Consider the following 21068-nt stretch of genomic DNA (forward strand, 5'->3'; position numbering starts at 1 on the left):
TTCTATCCTAAAATCCATAAAATAGTTTTACAACAAAATAAAAAGTTCTATGTCTAGAAAATGCAAGTTTACAGACCAATCGAATCTGTATTTTATCAGTATTTGAGCTAATTCATCGTTCATGCTTATCTCTAATTATAGCAATAGAATATTAATATTCCAACCATTGGACTAGCATCCTCTCTTCTTTTTAATATCTTCGTAAAAACATATACTAAGAATATCGTTCCATTAAGCACATGAAAAAATTACTATGCTATGCTCTACTGAGCATACTTTCTTGCTATGAGATATATTCTCAAACCACTATAACTCAGTCACAGGCTCCCGCTGAAGATTCTTTGAAATTGGGACTCAAATGGAAAAATGCTCCTATATATGTTCGAAGTATGCCTTTTGCTATTTACACTGGCGCTGGTAAGCTGTCTGACCGTGTGGCTCAGAATATAGAAATAGGAAAGTCTTTTAATATTGTAGATTTAGGGATTGCCTACGGAAGAAACTCTTTGCGCCCTGATACTACTTCTTTTTTGGAAGCAAGAGTGACAATGGATGTTTGTAATATGGGAATATTTGCCAATGAAATGACAATAGGAGCGGGAAAACTCTTTGACTCCCAAGGAAGTTTGATGTTAGAACTGACCTATAGCATTTTTGCACAAATATCTCCCAAATGGGGAATTGGCTTGGTAACAGGATATTATGATTTTAGTAATGAATATTATGACTCATCGAAATCATTCTATGGTTTTTTGATAAGATATGGACTTCAAAGGACAGACAGCGGAGGCCTTTTTGGTTTAGGAAGAGGGCATGGACGTCCTGGAAGACCAGGCAGAAGTCATGGACATGGAAGATAAAACATGAGTTATCCCTAATTTTTAGGATTGGGATTATTCTCCATAATTTTCATCAAAAAGCGGTCGAAAAATATTTTTCGACCGCTTTTTGATGCTATTATACTAGATTTTATTCAGCTCAAGACGCAAACATTGTGTCTCTACTACTAAAATACAAATTTTAACATAATCACTCATCCGCTCAATCACTAAATTAGGGACGACTCAGGTTTCTTACAAACCGTATTTATCTAGCAAATAAACTAATGAAGCCATAGAAGCTGCACCAAGCTCTAATTCACGTTGATTTACGGTATCAAATTTGTCATTCGAAGCATGGTGATATTCAAAATAACGTTGAGAATCTGGTTTGAAGCCAATCAACACTGTTCCTTGTGGACCCAATGGGCCGATATCGACACCTCCGCCACCGCGCTCGATTTCGTGTAGACCGTATGGAGCAAACAAAGATTTATATCCTTGGATTTTTTCTAGAACAGAAGCTGCCGCTCCTTGAATACCAAAGCCTTTTGGTGTAAAACCACCGCTATCTGATTCCAAGGCGAAGATATGTTTCTCATTATTCTGCTTCGCTAACTCTGCGTATTTGATACCGCCACGGTTACCATTTTCTTCATTCATAAAAAGAACAATACGGATAGTGCGCTTAGGTCTGATACCTAACTCTTTAAACAATCGTAGCACTTCCATCGACTGAGCAATACCTGTACCATCGTCGTGTGCGCCTTGTGCAACATCCCAAGAGTCTAAGTGACCACCCACTACGATATATTCATCTGGTTTTTCTGAACCTTTAATCTCAGCTACTACATTGTGAGAAGGGGCATCGTCCAAAGTCTCACAGTTTTGTTTGAAGAAAAACTGTGTCTTAGGATTTTCCTTCAAGGTTTTGCTAAGCAACTCAGCCGCATTTGTTGAGATAGCTCCAGCAGGAATCAATGGAACGCCTGTAGCGTATTGCATCGAGCCTGTATGAGGATAGTCGTTCAATGTATTACTCAATGAACGTATAATTACACCGATAGCGCCAACTTTACTAGCCTCGTTGGCACCACTGCGACGTTGGTCACCCGCACCGCCGTAGGCTTCAAACGTATTAATTTTAGTAGGATCCATTGGGCGATTGAAGAAAATGATTTTTCCTTCGCACTTTTCTTTTCCTAAAGCACGTAATTCTTGAAAGTTCTGAACTTCGATTACTTCAGCTTGAATCCCTTTTTTAGGTGTTGCAATTGAACCTCCTAATGCCAATAATGGAACTGTGATTTTTTGTTTGCCGACAACGATATAGGCCTCTTCTTTTGCGCCACGTTCCCAGTGAGGAACCATCACATCTTGTAAGAAAACACGATCTGCACCTGCTTGCTCAAGTACACTTTTGCCCCATTGTACAGCTTTGGCAGCATTGGCAGAACCAGCCAAACGACCACCAATTTGAGTAGTTAGTTGACGAAGCCACTCGTAAGACTGTCCGTGAGAAAGAGTCGCATCATATAATTTTTTAACGACAACCGAGTCCGCAGTTTGTGCCTGACTAAGCGTTGCCGACAGCAATAGTGTTGTGATGAAGGAGTATTTTTTTTTCATGAATAAAGGTAATGTTTGTGTGTAAGACGAAGCCAAACACTTGTGGATTGAATTGTAATTACGGTTTGTTGAATTGGCTTAATTCAGCCATTGTATAGGTTTTCAGACCTAATTTAGCACTTTCTGACAAAATATACGTCAAAAATTCGACTTCAAATCCATATTCTTGTCCTGTCTTCGCAGACTGAAATAGCGGTTTATGTCCAAAAAGCATAACAGCACTTTGGGTACTCTTTGCCTTTTTTAATACGTCTAGTATCTCTTTTTCTGAGAGTTCATTACCATTATCAATCATTAGGGCGCTTACGCTTTTGGATTGATTAGGTCTAAAATAAATTTCATTAATCTCATCAATCTTTCGCTCAAATACCCAGTTCCCTAGCTTTCTTTTTTTGAGAGAAACATCTCGTAATAAATTGAAATATTGGTAAAGCTTTTGGTCGAGCCACCAAAACTGCGAGCCTCCTGGATGGGCAAAGGTCGTAGGCGTAAAGCCATGTTTTTTCATGGTGTTTAAAGCGGGAAATATTTCTACTTCAAAGTATTCTCGTATCGAATTACGCCACACAAAAGGTATGGATTGGGTATGTATTGCACCATGACAAGCAATTTCATGCCCATCCTTGGATAACGCACCTAACATATTCCATTCTTCAGCGCTAAGGCTATCAGGCTGAGTCAAATAAAAGGTCACATGCGCATTATATTTCCTAAATAGAGGGCGTAATAAGTACCATTCTTTGATGAATCGGTCATCAAAGGAGAGTGCGATTCCAGCCTTGGGCATATTTTGTGGAAAGAGGAAGCTTCTGAAAAGCCATAAACTGCTCATACTTAGCGCCACTAATAATGCAATTATCCCTCTTTTTTGTCTTATAAATATCATTTATTGAAAGGTTGAAATGTACACTCGATATTCTTATAACTTTGTAGCGGGAAAAATTTAAACTTATAAAACATGTTCAGACGACCTGAAATTTTTGAGCAATTTACAAATTTAGTTGCTGCAGAAACCACCAGGCATGGTGGCATAAGCGAAAAACCTTATACTTCGCTCAATTTGGGCTTGTATAGTGGTGACAAAAAAGAAACAATTATTCAAAACCGCAGAATTTTGTATGATGCTTTAGGAATTGGAGAACGTAGAGTAGCACATTCTCGACAAACCCACAGCGATGAGGTGGTTGTGGCAACTAGAGGCAAAACATTTCAAGGTTATGATGCATTGGTTTCAAACAGAAAAGGTGTTTTTTTGAGTGTAACAGTAGCCGATTGTACACCAATTCTGATTTATGATCCTGTAAAACAGGCAGTCGGTGCAGTACATGCAGGTTGGCGCGGAACAGTCAGACAAATCACCGCAAAGGCGCTTCAGAAAATGCAAGAAGAGTTTGGGACAAGACCCGAAAATTGTTTTGCTTATGTAGGTACTTGTATCGATGAAAAAAACTTTGAAGTAGGTATCGAGGTTGCTGATGAATTTAAACCAGATTTTAAAAGGTTTGACGACGAGCGCCAAAAGTATTTAATCGATTTGAAAAAGGCCAATCTTGCACAACTGTTAGACTGTGGTGTTCCGATTGAAAACATTCAGGTTTCTCAGTATTCTACGATTTTAAATAATGACGACTATTACTCTTTCCGAAAAGAAAAAGGTAATACTGGTCGATTTACAACCATCATAGGCATCCAGCCTGAATAATTATTCTCTTGACAATTACCTGACGGATTTGAAAACCAGGGTTAACTATTGTTAATTAAACTGCTTTATAGACATTCTTTTTCTGAAATTTATACAGATGGCTATCGAATCTTGTTTCGATAGCCATTTTTGATTTTGTGGAAATAAAAGATATTATTGACTTATTTAAAGGCTTTATTCTTGGTAAAATTCAATAAAATTGTAGTAAATAAAGAACTTGTATTCGAAAAGTTATATATTTTAGGTTCTTTGAAACTTAATGCTTTAACTTTGTGTCATAATACCAAACGAGATAACACTGGTTTAGTTAAGGAGTGGTAAATGTTGCGTAATTTTTTGATTTACAGAAAATTGCATTCGTGTTATCTTTTGCAACCTTCCAAGATTGATTGGAAGACACTCTTCACTCAAATACATTCATTATGAAATACAACTTGTTATTGGCAGACTTAATTGTGAAGGAATCACAAAATGCCGCAGCTTCAAAAACTACAAAAGGTAGTGCAAAATCTGAAAAGAATAGTCGCAAATCGTTCTGGAAAGCTGTTTTAGCTTTTATGCTTCGTAACCAGAGCGCGACGATGTACCGCGTAAGCTAGCAAAAAGTATCTATGAAAAAACAAAAGCAACTCGGCAACCTCTTGATAAGCAAAAGACTTGAGAACGGAAAGTAACCTCTCCAATCTCAAGTCTTTTTTGTTTATTTACGATTTATAAGTAATCGTGCAGAATAAGATTTTATTTATGAGTTTAGGCACTAGACAAAGAGTGTTAAAATGTTTTTTTTCATAACCACAGACATACATTTTACCTAAAGCCCACCGCCGAAAGCCGATACCTGAAAGCACAAAGCTAAATCTTAAATTTTATTTTGCCCAGTAACTTAACTTCACTCTACACTCTCCATTCAAAACTCCGCACTTGACTAGTTCCCGCCATTTTTCACACGACTTTTTTCTTCGTCTAAGCCTGTTGAGCGGTTGCGAGCAGCTGACACTTTTGAGTTTCCAAAGCGATAACTAAATGTCAAACGTACCTGACGACTGTCCCATGTATTGTTTGAAATAATATCAACCGAGCCATATTGTGTCGTCGCTGTGGCTTTGTTGGTAAAGAAAATATCTTGAACGTTCAATTTCAAAGTAGCCTTTTTGTCAAGCAATGTTTTCTGGATACCGAAGTTTACTGCACCTTGCGAGTTGATTTTGAAAATACTCCACAGACCACCAGAAACGTACCAACCTCCTAATTCAAGTTTGTAATCTTTACCTAAGCTAAATGTATTATTCGAGTTGAAATAATAGTTGGTTGCTGACGGAACTACATTGATGTTTTGAATAGCTCCTTGAACTTTTGTGTAATTCAAGTTAAATTCATTCACACTCATCCACCATTTTGTAATTGGCACTGGAGCCGAAATTGTCACGCCGAAGTTATCTTGTTGTGCTAAGTTGTCTACCGTTTGGTAAGTAGCTCGAGTTGCATCATTTTGTTTCAAGATTTCTGACATAAAATCAGACGTATGACTGTAATTTACTGTTGTTGAAATAATACCCTTGTACGAGTGTGTCAGTTCAAATGAATTGGTCAATTGTGGACGCAAATAAGGGTTTCCAACTTGATAAGTATATGGATCTAAGAAAAAGACAAATGGATTCAACTGGTCATATCCTGGGCGGTCGATACGACGACTGTAGGTTACGCCTAATGTATGGTTCTTATTGGCTTCGTATTGCACAAATGCACTTGGAAACAATTTCAAATAATCACGTGTAAAAGTTGAATCTTTTAAGGTTTCATAACTCGTAGATTTGCCATCTGCAATCGTCCATTCCGCACGTAAACCTAATTGTGCACTAAACTTATTCCATTTGGTTTGATAGTTTAAATAAGCAGCATTGATGTTTTCTTTGTACACAAACTGATTGCTATTTCTTTTCAACAAATTCAAACCACTACTTTCTAATTTTTCATAAAATCTTAAATCATTATCAGTAATAACATAGCTTGCTTTTACTCCCATTCCCCATTTAGTAACTTTCGAAACTGGTAAGGTGTAATCTACTTTTAACGAATATTGGTTGATACCTGAAAGACTTTTATTTACCAAAGTAGAGTCAGAACGAAATTTGCTTGTCAAATCATTCCCATTAAAGTACTGTGTAATATAGTCATTGCTTGAGCGATTGTCATAATATGCATAGTCCAAATCGACCGTCAACTCTCTACCAGTAGAATCGTAAGTATGTTTTAAGTTTAGGTTAGTCGAGATATTCTTCCAAGGTTGCGATACATTATTTGCCGTAGGAATGGTCTGCGTAAGCTTATTGTTGACATATTTGGTTGTCACCGTCAAGGCCGAATCAGAATCCCAACTTCCAGACGAGCCATTTACCAAGATACCAATGGTTGTTTTGTCAGAAATAAAATAATCGACACCCGCTTTTAAAGAGTGATTATAGCTAAAATTTATTCTTTTTCCGTCGGCATGATACATTTCGTTTTGTGCTCTGAAATAGCGGTAAATATCATTCGTATTTTCCTGACGACGTTCGTTCCAGCTATAGTTGCCATACGCATTTACTTTGCCATTACGATAGTTGAGGTTGATACCAGCATTTTCACGTAAATATTTCCCATGTCCAACACCTACGTTGGCTGAACCGTTCAAGCCCATATTGACATTTTTCTTCAACTTAATATTGATAATACCTGCCGTACCTGCTGCATCATATTTTGATGAAGGGTTAGTCATAATTTCGATTTGAGCCAATTGTTCAGCCGAAAGGTTACGCAAAAAGTTCGCTAAATCTTGACCAGATAAATAAGAAATTTTACTGTCAATCATGACACGTACTCCTTGTTTGCCTTTCAAACTGATGTTTCCATCTTTGTCAATCATCACATTGGGAGAACGCTCTAATACCTCTAATGCAGTAGAACCAGCCGCCATAATGCTGTTTTCGACATTGACTACAGTTTTATCAACCTGACGTTCGATAAATGGCTTTTGAGCAGATACCGTAACCTCGCCAAGTTGTTTACTTTCTTCTACTAATACAATACTTGCCAAGTTGATATTATTATTTCCTTCCGAAATAATGATTTTTGGGGTAAAAAACTTCTTGTATCCCATTTGCGTCACACTTACAAGATATTCACCCGCGTTTACGGATTCAAACTCAAAATGTCCGTTAGCATCGCCCAGTGCACCTTTTACCAAAGTACTATCCTTTGCTTTAAGTAAAGTTGCTGTTGGGAATTCTACAATTTTATGTTGGTTGTCGCTAACCGAGCCAGAAATTTTTCCTTTTACTTGTGCCATTCCCGCATAGCTTAATCCACAAGTAATGATTGTCGAAAGTATAAATCGTTTCATCTTTTGAAGTGTTTTATCATTGTATCGTGTCTCAAATAGGTTTAGAGGCACCTGAGGTAATGTGAATGTTTATATCTCTCCTTGAGATTTGATTTAAAGTTAATTGTTATGCAAGCTACTTTGCAATGCAAACTACCTGATTGGCTTCTCCAAATGATAAATGGTAAATTAAGCCAAGAAAGCATTTGGAAGAAAAAAATGACTTGTGAGAGAATTTGTAGATATGATGCAGAAGGGCAATCAAAGGTTGCAGATGACGATACAAAAATTGTAAAAAAAGTTTATTGAGATAGATGAATTATGATAAGTGGTTGATTATTAGAAGTAAATAAGGAGGATTCTGGAAAGAATAAAAGTGTAGTCGTAGGGATTGGTAGATGTATTTACTTCAGGATGCGTATTAGAATGCATCCTGAAGTAATGTGCTATAGAGAAGCAATGATTTTTAAACCATTTAAGGTTAGGGTTTTATCTACTTCATCAAACTCTGAACGAAGAGGAGTCAGGATAGAGGAAAGCCCCCCAGTAGCCAAGACTTTACACTCTTGTCCAACTTCTAGTTTGATTTGGTAAATCATTTCTTTGACCATTCCTACATAACCCCACAAAATCCCTGCTTGAATCGCATGGACGGTATTTGTCCCGATGGCTGATTCGGGCATAGAAAGGGGTACTTCGGGCAATTGTGCGGTATTGGAAAATAAAGATTTTACGGCTGTTTTGAGTCCTGGTGCAATTGAAACACCCAAAATTTTACCTTCGCCCGATACTACGGTAAAGGTAAGTGCTGTTCCAAAATCGACAACCAAGCAGGTTTGTTGGTAGGTATAATAGGCATACGTTGCGTTACAAACCAGATCGGTGCCTATTTCGTAAGGACTCAAAATTTCCATATTGAGCTTATCATACATTTCTGGACCGACCATCATGGGTTGAATACCAAACATGGTAACCGACATATCTTTGATGACGGCTCGTAAATCAGGTACAACACAGCTAACAATAATCTGATGGATATCGCTAAGTTTGAGCGAATTTTCTAAAAAAAGCAGACGAAGTTGTGCCTCATAATCTTGAGAACGTTGAGAAAAAGAAGAACTTATGCGAAACTGGTGAATCCATTGCTGGTCATCGTTTACACCAAAAACAATATCTGTATTGCCTATATCAATTGCTAAAAGCATAAAGTATATGACAGAAACTCTCTGCCAAAAAGCTTAATGAATAATAAGAAAAGGGTTGAAATCTTTCCTCAAAAGTACATATTATTTTATGGATTTTAGGTATCTCCAAAGAGACGAGGAGGAGACTTTGTTGTAAATTCTCCTCCTTGTCAAATTTTTAGAATCCAATACGACTTCTTCTTTGTTTGCCTTTCGAATCGTTGGCATAGTCGTGCATATCGGCTAATTCCTTTTCAAAGCCACCCGATAAGATCGGGAATCTCAACCAACTGCGAGGGTCGAGATTGCGGTCGTCAACATGGAAACTTGGCGCATAACGCTCGCGTTTCCATTGATTACGACTCCACAAGCGGAAAAAACGGTCGATACTCATGACCAATTTTTCTTTGTTGTAAATACCTTCAAATTCCAGCTCCATCAACTCAAGACAATCTTTGGGTGATTTTTTATCTCTAAATGCTGCCGTTTCTATGGCATTCAATAGGTCATAAGGCATCAAATCTTCTTCGTCGATTTGTTTGGCCTCTAAAGGACGAAGCTCTGCGGTTGGTTGCAGATTGTTCATAGCATTCAAGCCTGGAAGTTTTACCTGTCCGTCTAGTCCTGTATGCTCTAACCAACGTAGCCAATGACGCAAGAAATGCTTATCAATACCAGCAATTGGAGAAATCGAACCAGAAGTGTCGCCATCCATAGTGGCATATCCTACAGCTGCTTCCGAGCGGTTTGAGGTAGCTAATAACAAGGCGTTATTGATGTTTGCCAAAAGCCAAGCACTTGGGGCACGTACCCTCGCTTGAATATTTTGAAGTGCCAAATCATCCGTTTCCCATGAAAGGTTTCTCCCGATAGCCCCTTGAATCAAATCTTTATAGGTTTCTACCAAACCATTGATATTAATATCGTAAAAAGTCGTATTGAGTGATTCTGCCAATGAACTTGCTGAATAGCGTGTATCATTCGAGCTATTTTCTGTTCCTTGATAAATATTGGTGATTAAGGCTTTTGATAATTCTTGAACACTTTGGCAATCTTGAATTTTCTTAATATGCCCCAATTTTTGTTTGAAACCTTCGAGTCCTAGCTCTGAAACACCAAGCTCAATCGCCAAATAACACAGACCTGTAATAGCCGAAGAGTCTGCCCCGCCCGAAAGTGATATTACCCAACCTGACGAACGAGATTTGCGAAGATAGTCAAATAACGCTAAGGCAATAGCTCGAGCAAATTCTTCCTCTTTCTGAAAACCCTTTGCCTCCCAATGTTCTAATTCAAAACGTTGTTTGATTGGTTTGATAGGAGGGAAGTCGTATAGGAAAGGTACTTTTTGGGAAGTTCCCGAAAAAGTTAAGCGATTTTGAACTTGCTCTAAACGAACTTTATCAAGGTCAATCACTGCTGGGGTCAAATAAAAATCACGATAGCTAAAACGAGTACCCGAAACTAACATTTCACCTGCTTGTGCTACCATTGCATCGCCATCGAATATCGCACGACCAGCCTCGTTACCTAACAGATTGGCATAGATATAAGCAACGCCAAAGGCTCTTGAGCCATCTTGAACAAGGCGTTCACGAGTTTGCGTTTTGAAAAAGGCAAAGTGCGAAGCTGTAGGATTTAGAATAATATCTACTCCTTGCAAATAAAGCGAGCGACCAGGACGGTTCGCAATCCAAGCATCTTCACATATTTCAAATCCTATTTTTACGCCACCAGCCTCAAAAATTAAATCTCCAACAGGATAACTAAATTCTCCGATAGTAAGCTCTGTACGCTGATTGTCTGGCCAAGGCTGAAACCAACGCGTTTCGTAATGTAAACCGTTGTTAGCTAAATTCTTCTTACAAGCAAAGCCACGAATTTGTTTATTAGAAATCAAACATGCGGCATTATACACACGGTTGTTGATAAGGATAGGTAATCCCACTGATACGATAAGTCCAGAGGTTACTTCAACGATATCTTGAAGCATTTCGAGTGCAGTCTCGCAGGTACCAGAGGCATAAAACATATCCTCGCAGCCATAGCCCGTAATACATAGCTCGGGCAAACATAAGATTGAGATATCTTGACTTTTGGCTTCTTCGATACAGCCAATTATATTTCTTTTATTGCTTTCCCATGCCAAAGGGGTTTGGTTAACCACCCCAGCTGCAACTTTTATTAAATTCATAAATTTTCAGATAAGTAAATAGTGTAAGCATGAAGCCGTTGAGGCTATGCTTTGGCAGTTTTGTGATAAAACATAATCTTAGCTCAATCAAGTTCCTCGGTATGCCCGTCTGTATTATGCGCTAATTCTTTTTGTCAAAATCAACTCTTTCGCCAGGTAATAAATACTTGAATTTCTTTTTCCCTGTCTTCTTGTCTTTTTTACCATTGTATTTTTTCCCTCCGCCCAATCTACTCCAAGGCCAGTGTTTTTTGGTAGTAACCCAAGAAAATGCAGCACGAGGACGAAAATTTCCTCCTTCATGTCTATGTTCGGTACTAACTCTACATGTTTTTTCAGGGCATCTTCTTGCCCAAATACAGCCTGTAAGTAATTGGCAGGCTCCAAGGATTAACAAAAACAATATATATGCTCTTAGTTTCATATTGACGATACAAGTTGATTTGATTTAAGTTTACAAAATTAGTATTCTCTATTGAATCTAAGCTTTACCTGCACAAAATAGCAAATAAAAAGGTAGCCTTCGATGGAAGACTACCTTAAATTTTAACGATTACAAAATAGATATATTTAAGAGTAAGTAAGGAATATAATGTTGTTTGTAAGAAATTTCGAGAAAAGTTAATTATTGTCTTGAATATCTGCTGACAGCCATATCACCCAAATCAATGACTAAACCATCAGGGCTTAAGATTTGACCATTTGAAAAATGACTGTGTTTGTTGTCACGATACTGTGGTTGTGGCATATTTTTGAAATAATATCCTTTACCATTGATTGCATAAATACCTTGTTCGAAGTCGTTGAATAAGAATCCGAAATGTTCTTTTATCACACTCGCTTCGTTAGACGTATTCCCTTCGAATTGCGAAGGCTCCAACAACAAACCCTCTGGCTCGGCAAGAATAAAGTTTTGTCCACCGATTTGCACTTTGGCACACACGTCACTTACGTACTCGATGTCAGAAGCGCCCATGGTGTCAGAATAAAAACCGATTGATTTTTTCAAATTTTCCACCACCAAGTGGATGTTTTCAATTTTACAAGCCGATGCGCTTACATCTTCGCGTTGAACAAACAAAAATAACTGATTGTTAAAAGGCGAAGTAATCAATACTTCAGTAGTAGGTTCGTCAGGAAGCATTGATTTGCTGAATTTGGTTGGATATCCAGCAGCTTTCAATTCTTTTGCCGTTCTTTTCAAATCAGAAGTAGCAACCACAATCCAAGCCAAGCCATAACTATTGATACATGTGCCCCAGTTTTCTACGCTTTTGTTATAGTTACAAGTAGCATTTGGTTCTGGTTTTTCTTTTTTGAATACTCTGATAACGGGAGAGTTCGGCAATTCGAATTCATAAATGTTTTGATCATTGTTTGTCATCAAGTTTGCACCTAAAACTTCTTGAAAAAAGAACATTGCTTTAGGCTTTTCATCCTGATTGGCTAGCGCCAGGCTGAAATAATCCAACTTAACATTTTCTGATTGAGCAAAAACACGATTTGATAATAGAACAAGGGCAACAAGAGCCATTAATGAGTTGCTAACCACCGCATTAGCAACTGCTTTTTTTAACAAAGTAAGGAAATTGTTCATAATTATAATCTTTTAATGTGTTGCGATAAATATAGTGTGGAAATAATGTTAATAAGATTGTTGTATTTGCTTATTGCTTTTAGAAAATACGTATTTGGCATTGACTATTTGGTCGCTGGGCAAAAAACACCCATCATCGATATACCATAATCATATATACGATTATAAGTAAAAAAAAGATTAATTTTTCGTAAAAAAAGGGAATTTGGAAAAGACGAGATAATTAGTGGTAGTACTTTATCTTGCTCATTTAAAAGTATTACTTAATTATGCTTCTTGCTTTAAATTAATAATGCACTTTCCAAATGCTATAGAACATTGTAATACTTAACTAAAAGGACGGTTTATCTAGTGACTAGGTATTACAAGCTTACTTGTTTATAAAATTGTGACTACTTGAAGCTGACTTGAACAAATATAGTACCTATAAACGAACAATGCAAGAAAAAAATAAAAGAATTTTCCTGAAATAAGGGGAAAATTTATGATGTGCGTGGAATATCGGGTTGGTAAAATAATTTATAATTAAGTGTGTATAACTAAATATTTCTGTTTTTGTACAATTAGTTTTATTGTAAAACGCTGAAATTCAATATTTTAAATAAATGCTATTATAAGTTGTGTTATATATTTGTTATACTTTGATAAGTGTCGTACATTTTTGATAAAAGTAGAAAGTATTGTTTAAATTTTTTGTATTTGCATCAAGAACCCAAAAAAAGTGAAGTATGTTTTAAGAATCACTATTTTTTTTTACCTTTGAGTAAGAAAATTTTATATTTTTTAATATCCTGCCTAAGAACTCTTTCAATAAGAAAATTATTTTGAATTGCATTTATAATAATTTAGTCTCTAAGTCCTTGTCTTAAACATAGAATCCATTTCAGAAAATCATAAAAGGCTGTAATTATACTTGCCAAAATAAACCATCAATCTAATTTGAGGGGAGTTTTACTATTGCTTCCCTGTCCTATTCAACTATGATTCGTGTAATTTGTATGTTGGTCTTGTGGCTATCATTGAGCAATGATTCTATTGCTCAAGCAATCAAGCCGTACTTTATTCATTATAGTACCAATCAAGGACTTTCTCAAAGTCAGGTTGGCGCTATTTTGAAAGACAAACAGGGCTTTATGTGGTTTGCTACACAAGAGGGTCTTAACAAATTTGACGGGTATACTTTTACCATCTATAAACATTATACCAACGACACCAATTCGCTTTCTGATAATAATATATTTGATATCGTAGAGGATTCGCAGGGATATCTTTGGGTAGCTACAGGAAGAGGTCTTGATAAGTTTGATAAAACCACCGAAGTTTTTACCCACCATACAACAAAGCTACCCGACTTAAAAATTAGAGATTTATTTATCGACTCTAAGCAACATCTTTGGCTGGGAACTGTCGATGGGCTTTATTTATTTAATGGATCAAAGAATAACTTTAGTGTCTTTAAGCATCGAGATAATCAATCTAATTCTCTAGCTGATAATTATGTGTACCGAATAGCGGAAGACGCTAAGGGAAACTTATGGATTGGGTGTAAAAATGGACTATCATTATTTAATCCTACCAACAAACGCTTTCGAAACTATTATCACCAAGATGGTAATCAACACTCGTTGTCCAACAATTGGGTCACAAGTGTATTAAAAGATAGCCATAATCGTATGTGGATTGGCACTAGAGGTGGAGGACTGAATTTGTACAATGAAACTTCTGATGATTTTAGGTCTTTTCTGCATAATGCCGATAATCCTAACAGTTTAGCTCATAATGACCTTCTATGTCTTCAAGAAGATGAAAAAAATAACATTTGGATTGGAACAGAAAATGGTGGATTGAGTGTATTGAAGCTCCCCAATTTTCAATTTACCACCTATAAATTTGATGCAAACGACCCCAATAGCCTAAGCAATAACTCAGTATATAGCATTTATCGTGATGATATTGGGAACATGTGGGTAGGTACCTGGTCGGGTGGTGTAAACTTCTTGCCAAAATTTGGTAGAAAATTTAAAAGCTACAAAAATCAAATTGGAAGCAATAGCCTAAACAACAATTTCGTCTTGTCGATTACAGGCGATGGAAAAGACCAAATATGGATTGGAACCGACGGAGGAGGAATCAATTATTTTAACCGTAAAACCCAAACTTTTGATTTTATCAAAAATAACCCTTCCAATCCCAATAGCCCCAGAACAGATTATGTGATCGCAGTGGATTATTTTAATTCTTCTATGTTGGCCTTGGGCTATCATAGAGGAGGTTTTGGTACGTATAACATCCAAACCAAAACATTTGAGAATTACTCGATTGATACACCCGACCCAAAATCTCGAATCAGTTCCTGGAGTGTGAATTCGATTGTTAGAGATCATCAGCAAAATTTTTGGATTGGTACTTGGAATGGAGGCTTATGCTTCATGAATGGGCAAACGAATGAAGTAACGTCATTCAAACATGAACCTGATAACGCTAACTCTATTCCCAATAATAATATTAATATAGTTTTTGTAGATCGAGATGGACGTACTTGGATTGGAACCGAAACTGGTGCCGCAAGATACCTTCCTCATTCAAAATCATTTGCTAGATATATTCATCAGGTCAGCGACCCACAAAGTATCTCTAACGATTATATCACGTGCTTTGCTGATGGACCCAAGGGTTACCTTTGGGTAGGTACAAGTGGAGGCTTGAATTTATTGAATATTAAAACGGGGAAATTTAAAAGGTATTCGGAAACAGATGGATTCGCCAATAATGCCATTAAAAGTATAGTAATTGATAAAAAAGGAAACCTTTGGATTAGTTCTAATAAAGGATTAACGAGGTTTAACTATTATAAAAACGACGTTCGAAACTATTCCTTGGCTGATGGATTACAGAGTAATGAATTCAAAGCGCGTGCTTCATTCATGACTCAAGATGGGGAAATATATTTTGGTGGTCCAAATGGCTTTAATAGCTTTTATCCTGACAGTATCAAGGATAATACCTTTGTGCCTCCTGTATATATCACCAATCTTTCAATTTTTAATACGCCGATAACAACAGGGTTTTCTAATCCCAATTTTCCAACACATATCAATTCAGCCAAAAAAATCGTCCTAAATTATGACCAATCGGTATTTACCTTAGCATTTGCAGCCTTGAATTTTACCATTCCTGAAAAAAATCAATATGCTTATAAACTTGAAGGTTTTGACAAAAAATGGAATCATGTTGGGAGTAACCGTAGCGCAACCTATACCAACCTAAATCCTGGTACCTATTGGTTTAAGGTGAAAGCCTCTAACAATGATGGAATTTGGAATGCCGAGGGGGTAACCCTTGAGATAGTTATCCTGCCGCCATTTTGGATGACATGGTGGTTTAAAGTCTTGGTATTTGTTTTGGGAATAGGCATTATACTTTTGGTGTATTGGCTACGAGTGCGAACAATTCAAAACCAAAACGAGCGACTAGAAAAAGAGGTTGTAGAAAGAACAATACAATTACAAAAGGCCACAGATGAAGAACATAAAGCCCGTTTGGAGGCGGAAAAAGCCAATAAAGCCAAAAGTATTTTCTTGGCCACAATGAGCCATGAAATTCGTACGCCTATGAATGGTGTAATAGGTATGACTGGCTTGCTATATGAAACCGATTTGTCGGAGGAACAAATTGGTTATGTTAGAACCATCAAGCAATGTGGTGAAGACTTACTGTCAGTTATTAATGATATTCTAGATTTTTCTAAAATTGAATCTGGAAATATGGAGCTGGAAGAGCGAATCTTTGATGTGCGAGCTTGTGTAGAAGAAATGCTGGACGTGTTTGCCTCAAAGGCTTCTGAAGCGCGTTTGGACTTGATGTATGAAATTGCCTACAATGTACCTCAGCAGATTGTGGGCGATGAGCAACGTTTGCGTCAAGTACTACTTAATTTGGTGGGTAATGCTATTAAATTTACCTCAAAGGGTGAAATTTTGGTTAGAGTTCAGCTTCAACAACAGCATGAAGAATATGTAGATTTATTATTTGAAGTAATAGATACGGGTATCGGAATTCCAGAAGATAAACTTTCACGTTTATTCCGCGCATTTTCGCAAGTTGATTCTTCTACAACACGCAAGTACGGTGGAACTGGTTTGGGGCTTGTCATCAGCGAAAAACTTATTCGATTGATGGGTGGGGTGATTGGTGTAGAAAGTAAAGAAGGGGAGGGTAGTAACTTCCATTTTACGATTCACTCAAAAATTAGTAAAGAACCTATCCAATCGTATCGCTTGCTTCATGAAGTAAGTTTTGACAATAAACGAATATTGGTTATTGATGATAATCAAACCAATCTTAAAATTCTCAAACAACAATTGAGCTCGTGGGGATTGGAGGTTGTATTAGTGGAAAGAGCAGCTCAAGCTTTGACATTGTTAGCCGATGAAACTCTAATTTTTGATGCAATTATCACCGACCGCCAAATGCCTGGTATGGATGGCATCATGCTTGCCCAAAATATTCGTGAGCAAAGAAAAAATCTGCCAATTATCTTATTAACCTCCGTTACCGATGATACACATAAAAATCATAAGGATTTATTTGCTGCGGTACTCACTAAGCCTGTAAAACAGCATTTACTGAGTAAAACCCTTCTGATGATCTTGAAGAAGACGGAGAAAGCTCAAGAAATAGCTAATATCACTCATCATAGAAAATTATTTTCGGATTTTGCACAACAGTATCCATTAAATATCCTTGTGGCTGAGGACAACCCTATGAATCAATACTTGATTGGTAAAGTATTGAACAAGTTAGGCTATCAACCTCAAATGGTCAATAATGGACTTGAAGCACTATTGATGATTCAAGAGAAATTCTTTGATGTAATTTTTATGGATGTCCAAATGCCAGAAATGGATGGATACGAAGCATCTCTCAAAATTAGAGAACTACAGTCACAACAGCCAGTGATCATTGCTATGACAGCTAATTCAATCGATGAATGTCAAAAAGATATTGAAGACGCAGGAATGAATGATTACTTGAGCAAGCCTTTTAGCTTAGATTCAATTGTAAATATCTTGCAAAAGTGGTCAAAAGACCGTTCCTAGAAGAGACAATAGAAATCGATATAAAACAAAAAAGCTCGACATTTGTCGAGCTTTTGAGCCTTCTATCGGGATCGAACCAATGACCTACTGATTACAAGTCAGTTGCTCTACCAGCTGAGCTAAGAAGGCTTTTTTCAACGATTTCGACTTGCTTGTCGTTTAACGTGATGCAAAATTAGTGTTTTCATATATGTCACACAAGTATTTTGATGAATTTTTTTTGAAAATTTTTCTGAAAAGTACTTAAGTGTTTCTTTTATAGTATTTTAGTGGTAAAAAAAAATAAATGAAATTTGAGATATTCCAACCTTCCGATACCTTAAAACCATATATCAAGCAATTTGTTGTTTCAGAAATGGAAGACGAATCAGAGTATAAGGTGTTGCCGTCTTTAGGTATAGTAGTAGGTTTTCAGTATAAAGGTAGTCTTGCCATTATTCAAGAAAGTCAAGCTTCGACTCTACACTCAGCAGGGATTACAGGAATAGTAGATAGTTACAAAGTTTTTAAAAACTCGCCTAAGATTGGAACATTGCTAGTATTTTTTACAGAAATAGGATTAGCTCATTTTACAAAGCATCCAGCGAATGAACTTTTTAATCTGAGTATTGGCCTTGAATATATTTTCAAAAAATCCTTAGTTGATGAAATACAAGATCGTTTAAGCTCAGTTCAGACAGATATCCAAAGGATACAGATAGTGGAGCAGTTCTTTATTACTCAGCTACAACACATTCAAACGGACAAATTGATTGTGGAGGCCGTTCGAATGATTTATCAAAGTAAAGGGAATATTCGTGTGAAAGAATTAAATGAGCGACTAAATATCAGCGCAAGTCCATTTGAAAAGCGTTTTCGAAAGCTTGTTGGAATCTCGCCTAAGAAATTTGCATCAATTGTGCGCTTCAATGTAGTACTCGATGCCTTAGGAGAGGCGAAGTCTCTTTCTGAAATTTGTTATGAAAATAACTTTTTTGACCAAGCTCACTTTATCAAGGATTTTAAGCAATTTACTGGTGAGACCCCCGACAAGATGAGGCATTAGAAAGGCTATAAAACAAAAAAGCTCGACATTTGTCGAGCTTTTGAGCCTTCTATCGGGATCGAACCAATGACCTACTGATTACAAGTCAGTTGCTCTACCAGCTGAGCTAAGAAGGCTTTTTTCAACGATTTGCAGTACGTTTGTCGCTTATCGTGATACAAAATTAGTAGCTTGAATTGTAATATGCAAATGTTTTAGAACGCAAAAATGAAAGTTTTTTGTAAGTTGTTCGTAATTTTTTGATAACAAGAATGTTACAAAAACCTTACAAATGATTTTTTTTTGAAAAAAATATGAAAGAGGTATCTACCAACAAAAATAGGATGCGAAACTCGCATCCTATTTTTGTTTTTTTGTATAATAACTATTTCTCTGCTTCACGAATTACTTTCAACTGATGCTTGAAATGAGCTAAATCTTGTTCTGCTTTCTTGATTTTAGCTTCTACATCAACACGAAGTTTATCCGCATTTTTGGATTTTGCAAAGAACTCCAAGTTGTTTTTGTACAACGAGATGTCGTTTTCAATTTGCTGAATCTTACGACGAATATCATTTTCTTTTTTACCCAATTCTCTTGGTGAAAAATCACCTCTCGATTTCAAAATATCAACTTCTGTTTGAAGTGCTAGTTGTTCTCTTTCTTTACCAGAAAGTTTACCCATTGCACTCACATATTTGTTGATAGCAGAAATATAGCGTTTGCCAATCGACTGCATATCTTTCTTTGGTACGAAACCTATGCCTGCCCATTGAGCTTTGAAATCGGCTAGTTTTGAAGTCTCAGCGCCTTCAACTGCTTCAGCTTCGATTTGCTCACAAAGTGCAACTTTCTTCGCTAAATTTGCTTCAAACTCTTTCTCGATATTCTGGTTTTTGGCACGTTTTGCATCAAAGAAACTATCACAAGCTTTTTTGAAACGCTCATAGATATTGTCTTTATCTTTTTCAGGAACGTGACCTACTTCGCGGAATGATTTCTGTAACTGAATTACGCTATTTGTAGCATCTTGCGAATCATCACCAGAAGTCAAAAGCGCTTCTACTTGTTCAATGATAGCTACTTTTGCTTTCAAGTTTTCTTCACGCTTACCCTCTAGCTGACGGAAAAACTCGCCTTTATTTTTGAAGAAGGTTTTGATATTACCCCAGAATTTGTCGCTAAGTTCTTTACCTTTTTCTTTAGGCATAAAACCTTTCACATTATTCCATTGGTCTTGTAAGGCCAAAAGGGCTTTTGTGCGCTCATTCCACTCAGAAATAGATTCTGTTGTAAAATTGGCGAAAGTTTCAACCAATTCTGCAATTGAAGATTTGAGTGTATAAACTTGTTCTGATTCTGCTTTTTGAGCTTCTAGTTGTTCACGGCGTTTGCCATAAATTACATCCAAAGCTTCTTTAACTCTTGTCCAGATTAGCTCGTTTTCTTCTTTTGGAGCTGGACCGATATGCTTATATTCTTCGAAGATAGCTACAGCTTCGTCCAAAACTTTACCAGTTACGGTATCAGATTTAGCTGCTTCAGCAATTTTTTCGATTTTAGAACAAAGTTCAATTTTGTGTTGAAGATTACGTTTTCTGTCTAACTCCAACAATTCGAAGTAGATACTTCTGTTGCTGTAAAAACGGTCAACTAAAGCATGATATGTTTGCCACAAAGTATTGTTATGAGGCGAGTTGATATTACCTGCTGATTTCCATTCATCTTGAATTTTCTTGAATTCAGCAAAACCTGCTTTGATTTGAGCAGGATCAGTATTGTCTTCTCCTTCAACAATAGCTCTAAGGCGGTTAAGAAGCTCAGTTTTTTGACTAAAGTTCTTGTCACGCTCTTTTTCTATTTGATTAAAATACTTTGCACGCTCTTCTTTAAGTGCCTTAAAGAGTTTGTCAAATTTTTCGATAGTTTCATCGAATTTAAACTCAAATCCATCTTCCGAGCCATCATTTGCCTCTTTGAATTTAGCAAGAGCTTCTGCACGTTCTGCTGTTTTGAACTGTTCAAAAAGCGGACGAACTTCCTTAAGAACATCTTCTGATTTGCGGAAAGCAGCTACCGAAGGTTGCTCTTTGACATCGTCAAGTAATTTTGACAATAGCTCAACAAAGTCATTTTTTTGGAAAGTAGAATAATCAACTGTGTGAACATCAGTTGTTTCAGCTTCAGTGTTTTCGGCCAATTCTAATACCTGTGCGGTAGTCGCGTCGATTTCCTCCTGAGGATTGGCAGCCTGTTGCTGTTTAATTTCGTTTGCTTCTTCGTTAACCATGCGATTCTTTTTACAGCTTATACACTAAATAGTAGTTTGAGGTGCATGCTTGTCTTGCGAGCTACTATCGAGTTTATTTACTGTGTGCTATTTTCAGTTTATAAACACTTAATTTTCAGATTTTTCGAAAAATATTATTATTTAAAATATTCTTTCAAATAACAGTTGTTCAA

At 36.8% G+C, this 21068-nt stretch carries 13 protein-coding genes and 2 tRNA genes; 5 read left to right on the top strand and 10 right to left on the bottom strand.

The genetic code is table 11. The features are described 5' to 3' along the window. The first annotated feature begins 239 nt into the window (after positions 1-239). Positions 240-860: a hypothetical protein gene (locus tag QM524_RS05875; RefSeq protein WP_283343864.1), complete on the top strand. Its 621-nt coding sequence runs from the start codon at positions 240-242 to the stop codon at positions 858-860. A gap of 213 nt (positions 861-1073) precedes the next feature. Here the strand turns inward: QM524_RS05875 and QM524_RS05880 are convergent, their stop codons facing one another. Together QM524_RS05880 and QM524_RS05885 are read right to left on the bottom strand one after the other, a co-directional pair. Beyond that, the gene (locus tag QM524_RS05880; RefSeq protein WP_283343865.1) at positions 1074-2447 is read right to left on the bottom strand and encodes a M20/M25/M40 family metallo-hydrolase; all 1374 of its coding nucleotides are present in this window, start codon (positions 2445-2447) and stop codon (positions 1074-1076) included. A gap of 58 nt (positions 2448-2505) precedes the next feature. After that, a complete protein-coding gene (locus QM524_RS05885; protein WP_283343866.1) occupies positions 2506-3333 on the bottom strand; it encodes a polysaccharide deacetylase family protein in 828 nt (275 codons plus the stop codon). Positions 3334-3405: 72 nt separating this feature from the next. On the opposite strand from QM524_RS05885, the gene pgeF reads away from it, so the two are divergent. Both pgeF and QM524_RS05895 read left to right on the top strand, forming a co-directional pair. Beyond that, positions 3406-4149 (top strand): peptidoglycan editing factor PgeF, encoded by a 744-nt coding sequence (gene pgeF, locus QM524_RS05890; RefSeq protein ID WP_283343867.1) that lies wholly within the window; start codon positions 3406-3408, stop codon positions 4147-4149. Between the two features lie 422 nt (positions 4150-4571). Beyond that, entirely contained in the window at positions 4572-4748 is a 177-nt protein-coding gene (locus QM524_RS05895) for a hypothetical protein (RefSeq protein WP_283343868.1), read from the top strand. Positions 4749-5074: 326 nt separating this feature from the next. Here the strand turns inward: QM524_RS05895 and QM524_RS05900 are convergent, their stop codons facing one another. The 5 genes from QM524_RS05900 to QM524_RS05920 form a co-directional block, all read right to left on the bottom strand. Then, positions 5075-7528, bottom strand: coding sequence for an outer membrane beta-barrel family protein (locus tag QM524_RS05900; RefSeq protein ID WP_283343869.1), 2454 nt, complete (start codon positions 7526-7528; stop codon positions 5075-5077). A 425-nt stretch (positions 7529-7953) separates the two neighbouring features. Continuing rightward, a complete protein-coding gene (locus QM524_RS05905; RefSeq protein WP_095160886.1) occupies positions 7954-8712 on the bottom strand; it encodes a type III pantothenate kinase in 759 nt (252 codons plus the stop codon). A gap of 157 nt (positions 8713-8869) precedes the next feature. Further along, entirely contained in the window at positions 8870-10885 is a 2016-nt protein-coding gene (nadE, locus tag QM524_RS05910) for an NAD(+) synthase (RefSeq protein WP_283343870.1), read from the bottom strand. A gap of 121 nt (positions 10886-11006) precedes the next feature. Further along, positions 11007-11309, bottom strand: coding sequence for a hypothetical protein (locus QM524_RS05915; protein ID WP_095160884.1), 303 nt, complete (start codon positions 11307-11309; stop codon positions 11007-11009). 201 nt (positions 11310-11510) lie between these two features. Next, entirely contained in the window at positions 11511-12482 is a 972-nt protein-coding gene (locus tag QM524_RS05920; protein ID WP_283343871.1) for a VOC family protein, read from the bottom strand. 980 nt (positions 12483-13462) lie between these two features. Between QM524_RS05920 and QM524_RS05925 the strand changes: the two genes are divergently transcribed. Continuing rightward, entirely contained in the window at positions 13463-17581 is a 4119-nt protein-coding gene (locus QM524_RS05925; RefSeq protein ID WP_283343872.1) for a hybrid sensor histidine kinase/response regulator, read from the top strand. Positions 17582-17637: 56 nt separating this feature from the next. Here QM524_RS05925 and QM524_RS05930 read toward each other — a convergent pair. Next, a tRNA-Thr gene (locus QM524_RS05930) sits at positions 17638-17710 on the bottom strand. 157 nt (positions 17711-17867) lie between these two features. On the opposite strand from QM524_RS05930, the gene QM524_RS05935 reads away from it, so the two are divergent. Next, positions 17868-18626, top strand: a complete 759-nt coding sequence (locus QM524_RS05935) for a helix-turn-helix domain-containing protein (RefSeq protein ID WP_283343873.1) — start codon at positions 17868-17870, stop codon at positions 18624-18626. Between the two features lie 43 nt (positions 18627-18669). Here QM524_RS05935 and QM524_RS05940 read toward each other — a convergent pair. Beyond that, positions 18670-18742, bottom strand: a tRNA-Thr gene (locus tag QM524_RS05940). A gap of 248 nt (positions 18743-18990) precedes the next feature. Further along, entirely contained in the window at positions 18991-20895 is a 1905-nt protein-coding gene (locus QM524_RS05945; RefSeq protein WP_095160878.1) for a DUF349 domain-containing protein, read from the bottom strand. Positions 20896-21068 lie beyond the last annotated feature (173 nt).

The organism is Flectobacillus roseus (assembly GCF_030056595.1).
Taxonomy (GTDB): Bacteria; Bacteroidota; Bacteroidia; order Cytophagales; family Spirosomataceae; genus Flectobacillus; species Flectobacillus roseus.

Bases quoted from the DNA above. Each gene is read 5' to 3' on its own strand.
- QM524_RS05895 (WP_283343868.1), top strand. From the start codon at position 4,572: ATGAAATACAACTTGTTATTGGCAGACTTAATTGTGAAGGAATCACAA.
- QM524_RS05880 (WP_283343865.1), bottom strand. From the start codon at position 2,447: ATGAAAAAAAAATACTCCTTCATCACAACACTATTGCTGTCGGCAACG.
- QM524_RS05900 (WP_283343869.1), bottom strand. From the start codon at position 7,528: ATGAAACGATTTATACTTTCGACAATCATTACTTGTGGATTAAGCTAT.
- QM524_RS05925 (WP_283343872.1), top strand. From the start codon at position 13,463: ATGATTCGTGTAATTTGTATGTTGGTCTTGTGGCTATCATTGAGCAAT.
- QM524_RS05875 (WP_283343864.1), top strand. From the start codon at position 240: ATGAAAAAATTACTATGCTATGCTCTACTGAGCATACTTTCTTGCTAT.
- QM524_RS05945 (WP_095160878.1), bottom strand. From the start codon at position 20,895: ATGGTTAACGAAGAAGCAAACGAAATTAAACAGCAACAGGCTGCCAAT.
- pgeF (WP_283343867.1), top strand. From the start codon at position 3,406: ATGTTCAGACGACCTGAAATTTTTGAGCAATTTACAAATTTAGTTGCT.
- QM524_RS05920 (WP_283343871.1), bottom strand. From the start codon at position 12,482: ATGAACAATTTCCTTACTTTGTTAAAAAAAGCAGTTGCTAATGCGGTG.
- QM524_RS05885 (WP_283343866.1), bottom strand. From the start codon at position 3,333: ATGATATTTATAAGACAAAAAAGAGGGATAATTGCATTATTAGTGGCG.
- QM524_RS05915 (WP_095160884.1), bottom strand. From the start codon at position 11,309: ATGAAACTAAGAGCATATATATTGTTTTTGTTAATCCTTGGAGCCTGC.
- nadE (WP_283343870.1), bottom strand. From the start codon at position 10,885: ATGAATTTAATAAAAGTTGCAGCTGGGGTGGTTAACCAAACCCCTTTG.
- QM524_RS05935 (WP_283343873.1), top strand. From the start codon at position 17,868: ATGAAATTTGAGATATTCCAACCTTCCGATACCTTAAAACCATATATC.
- QM524_RS05905 (WP_095160886.1), bottom strand. From the start codon at position 8,712: ATGCTTTTAGCAATTGATATAGGCAATACAGATATTGTTTTTGGTGTA.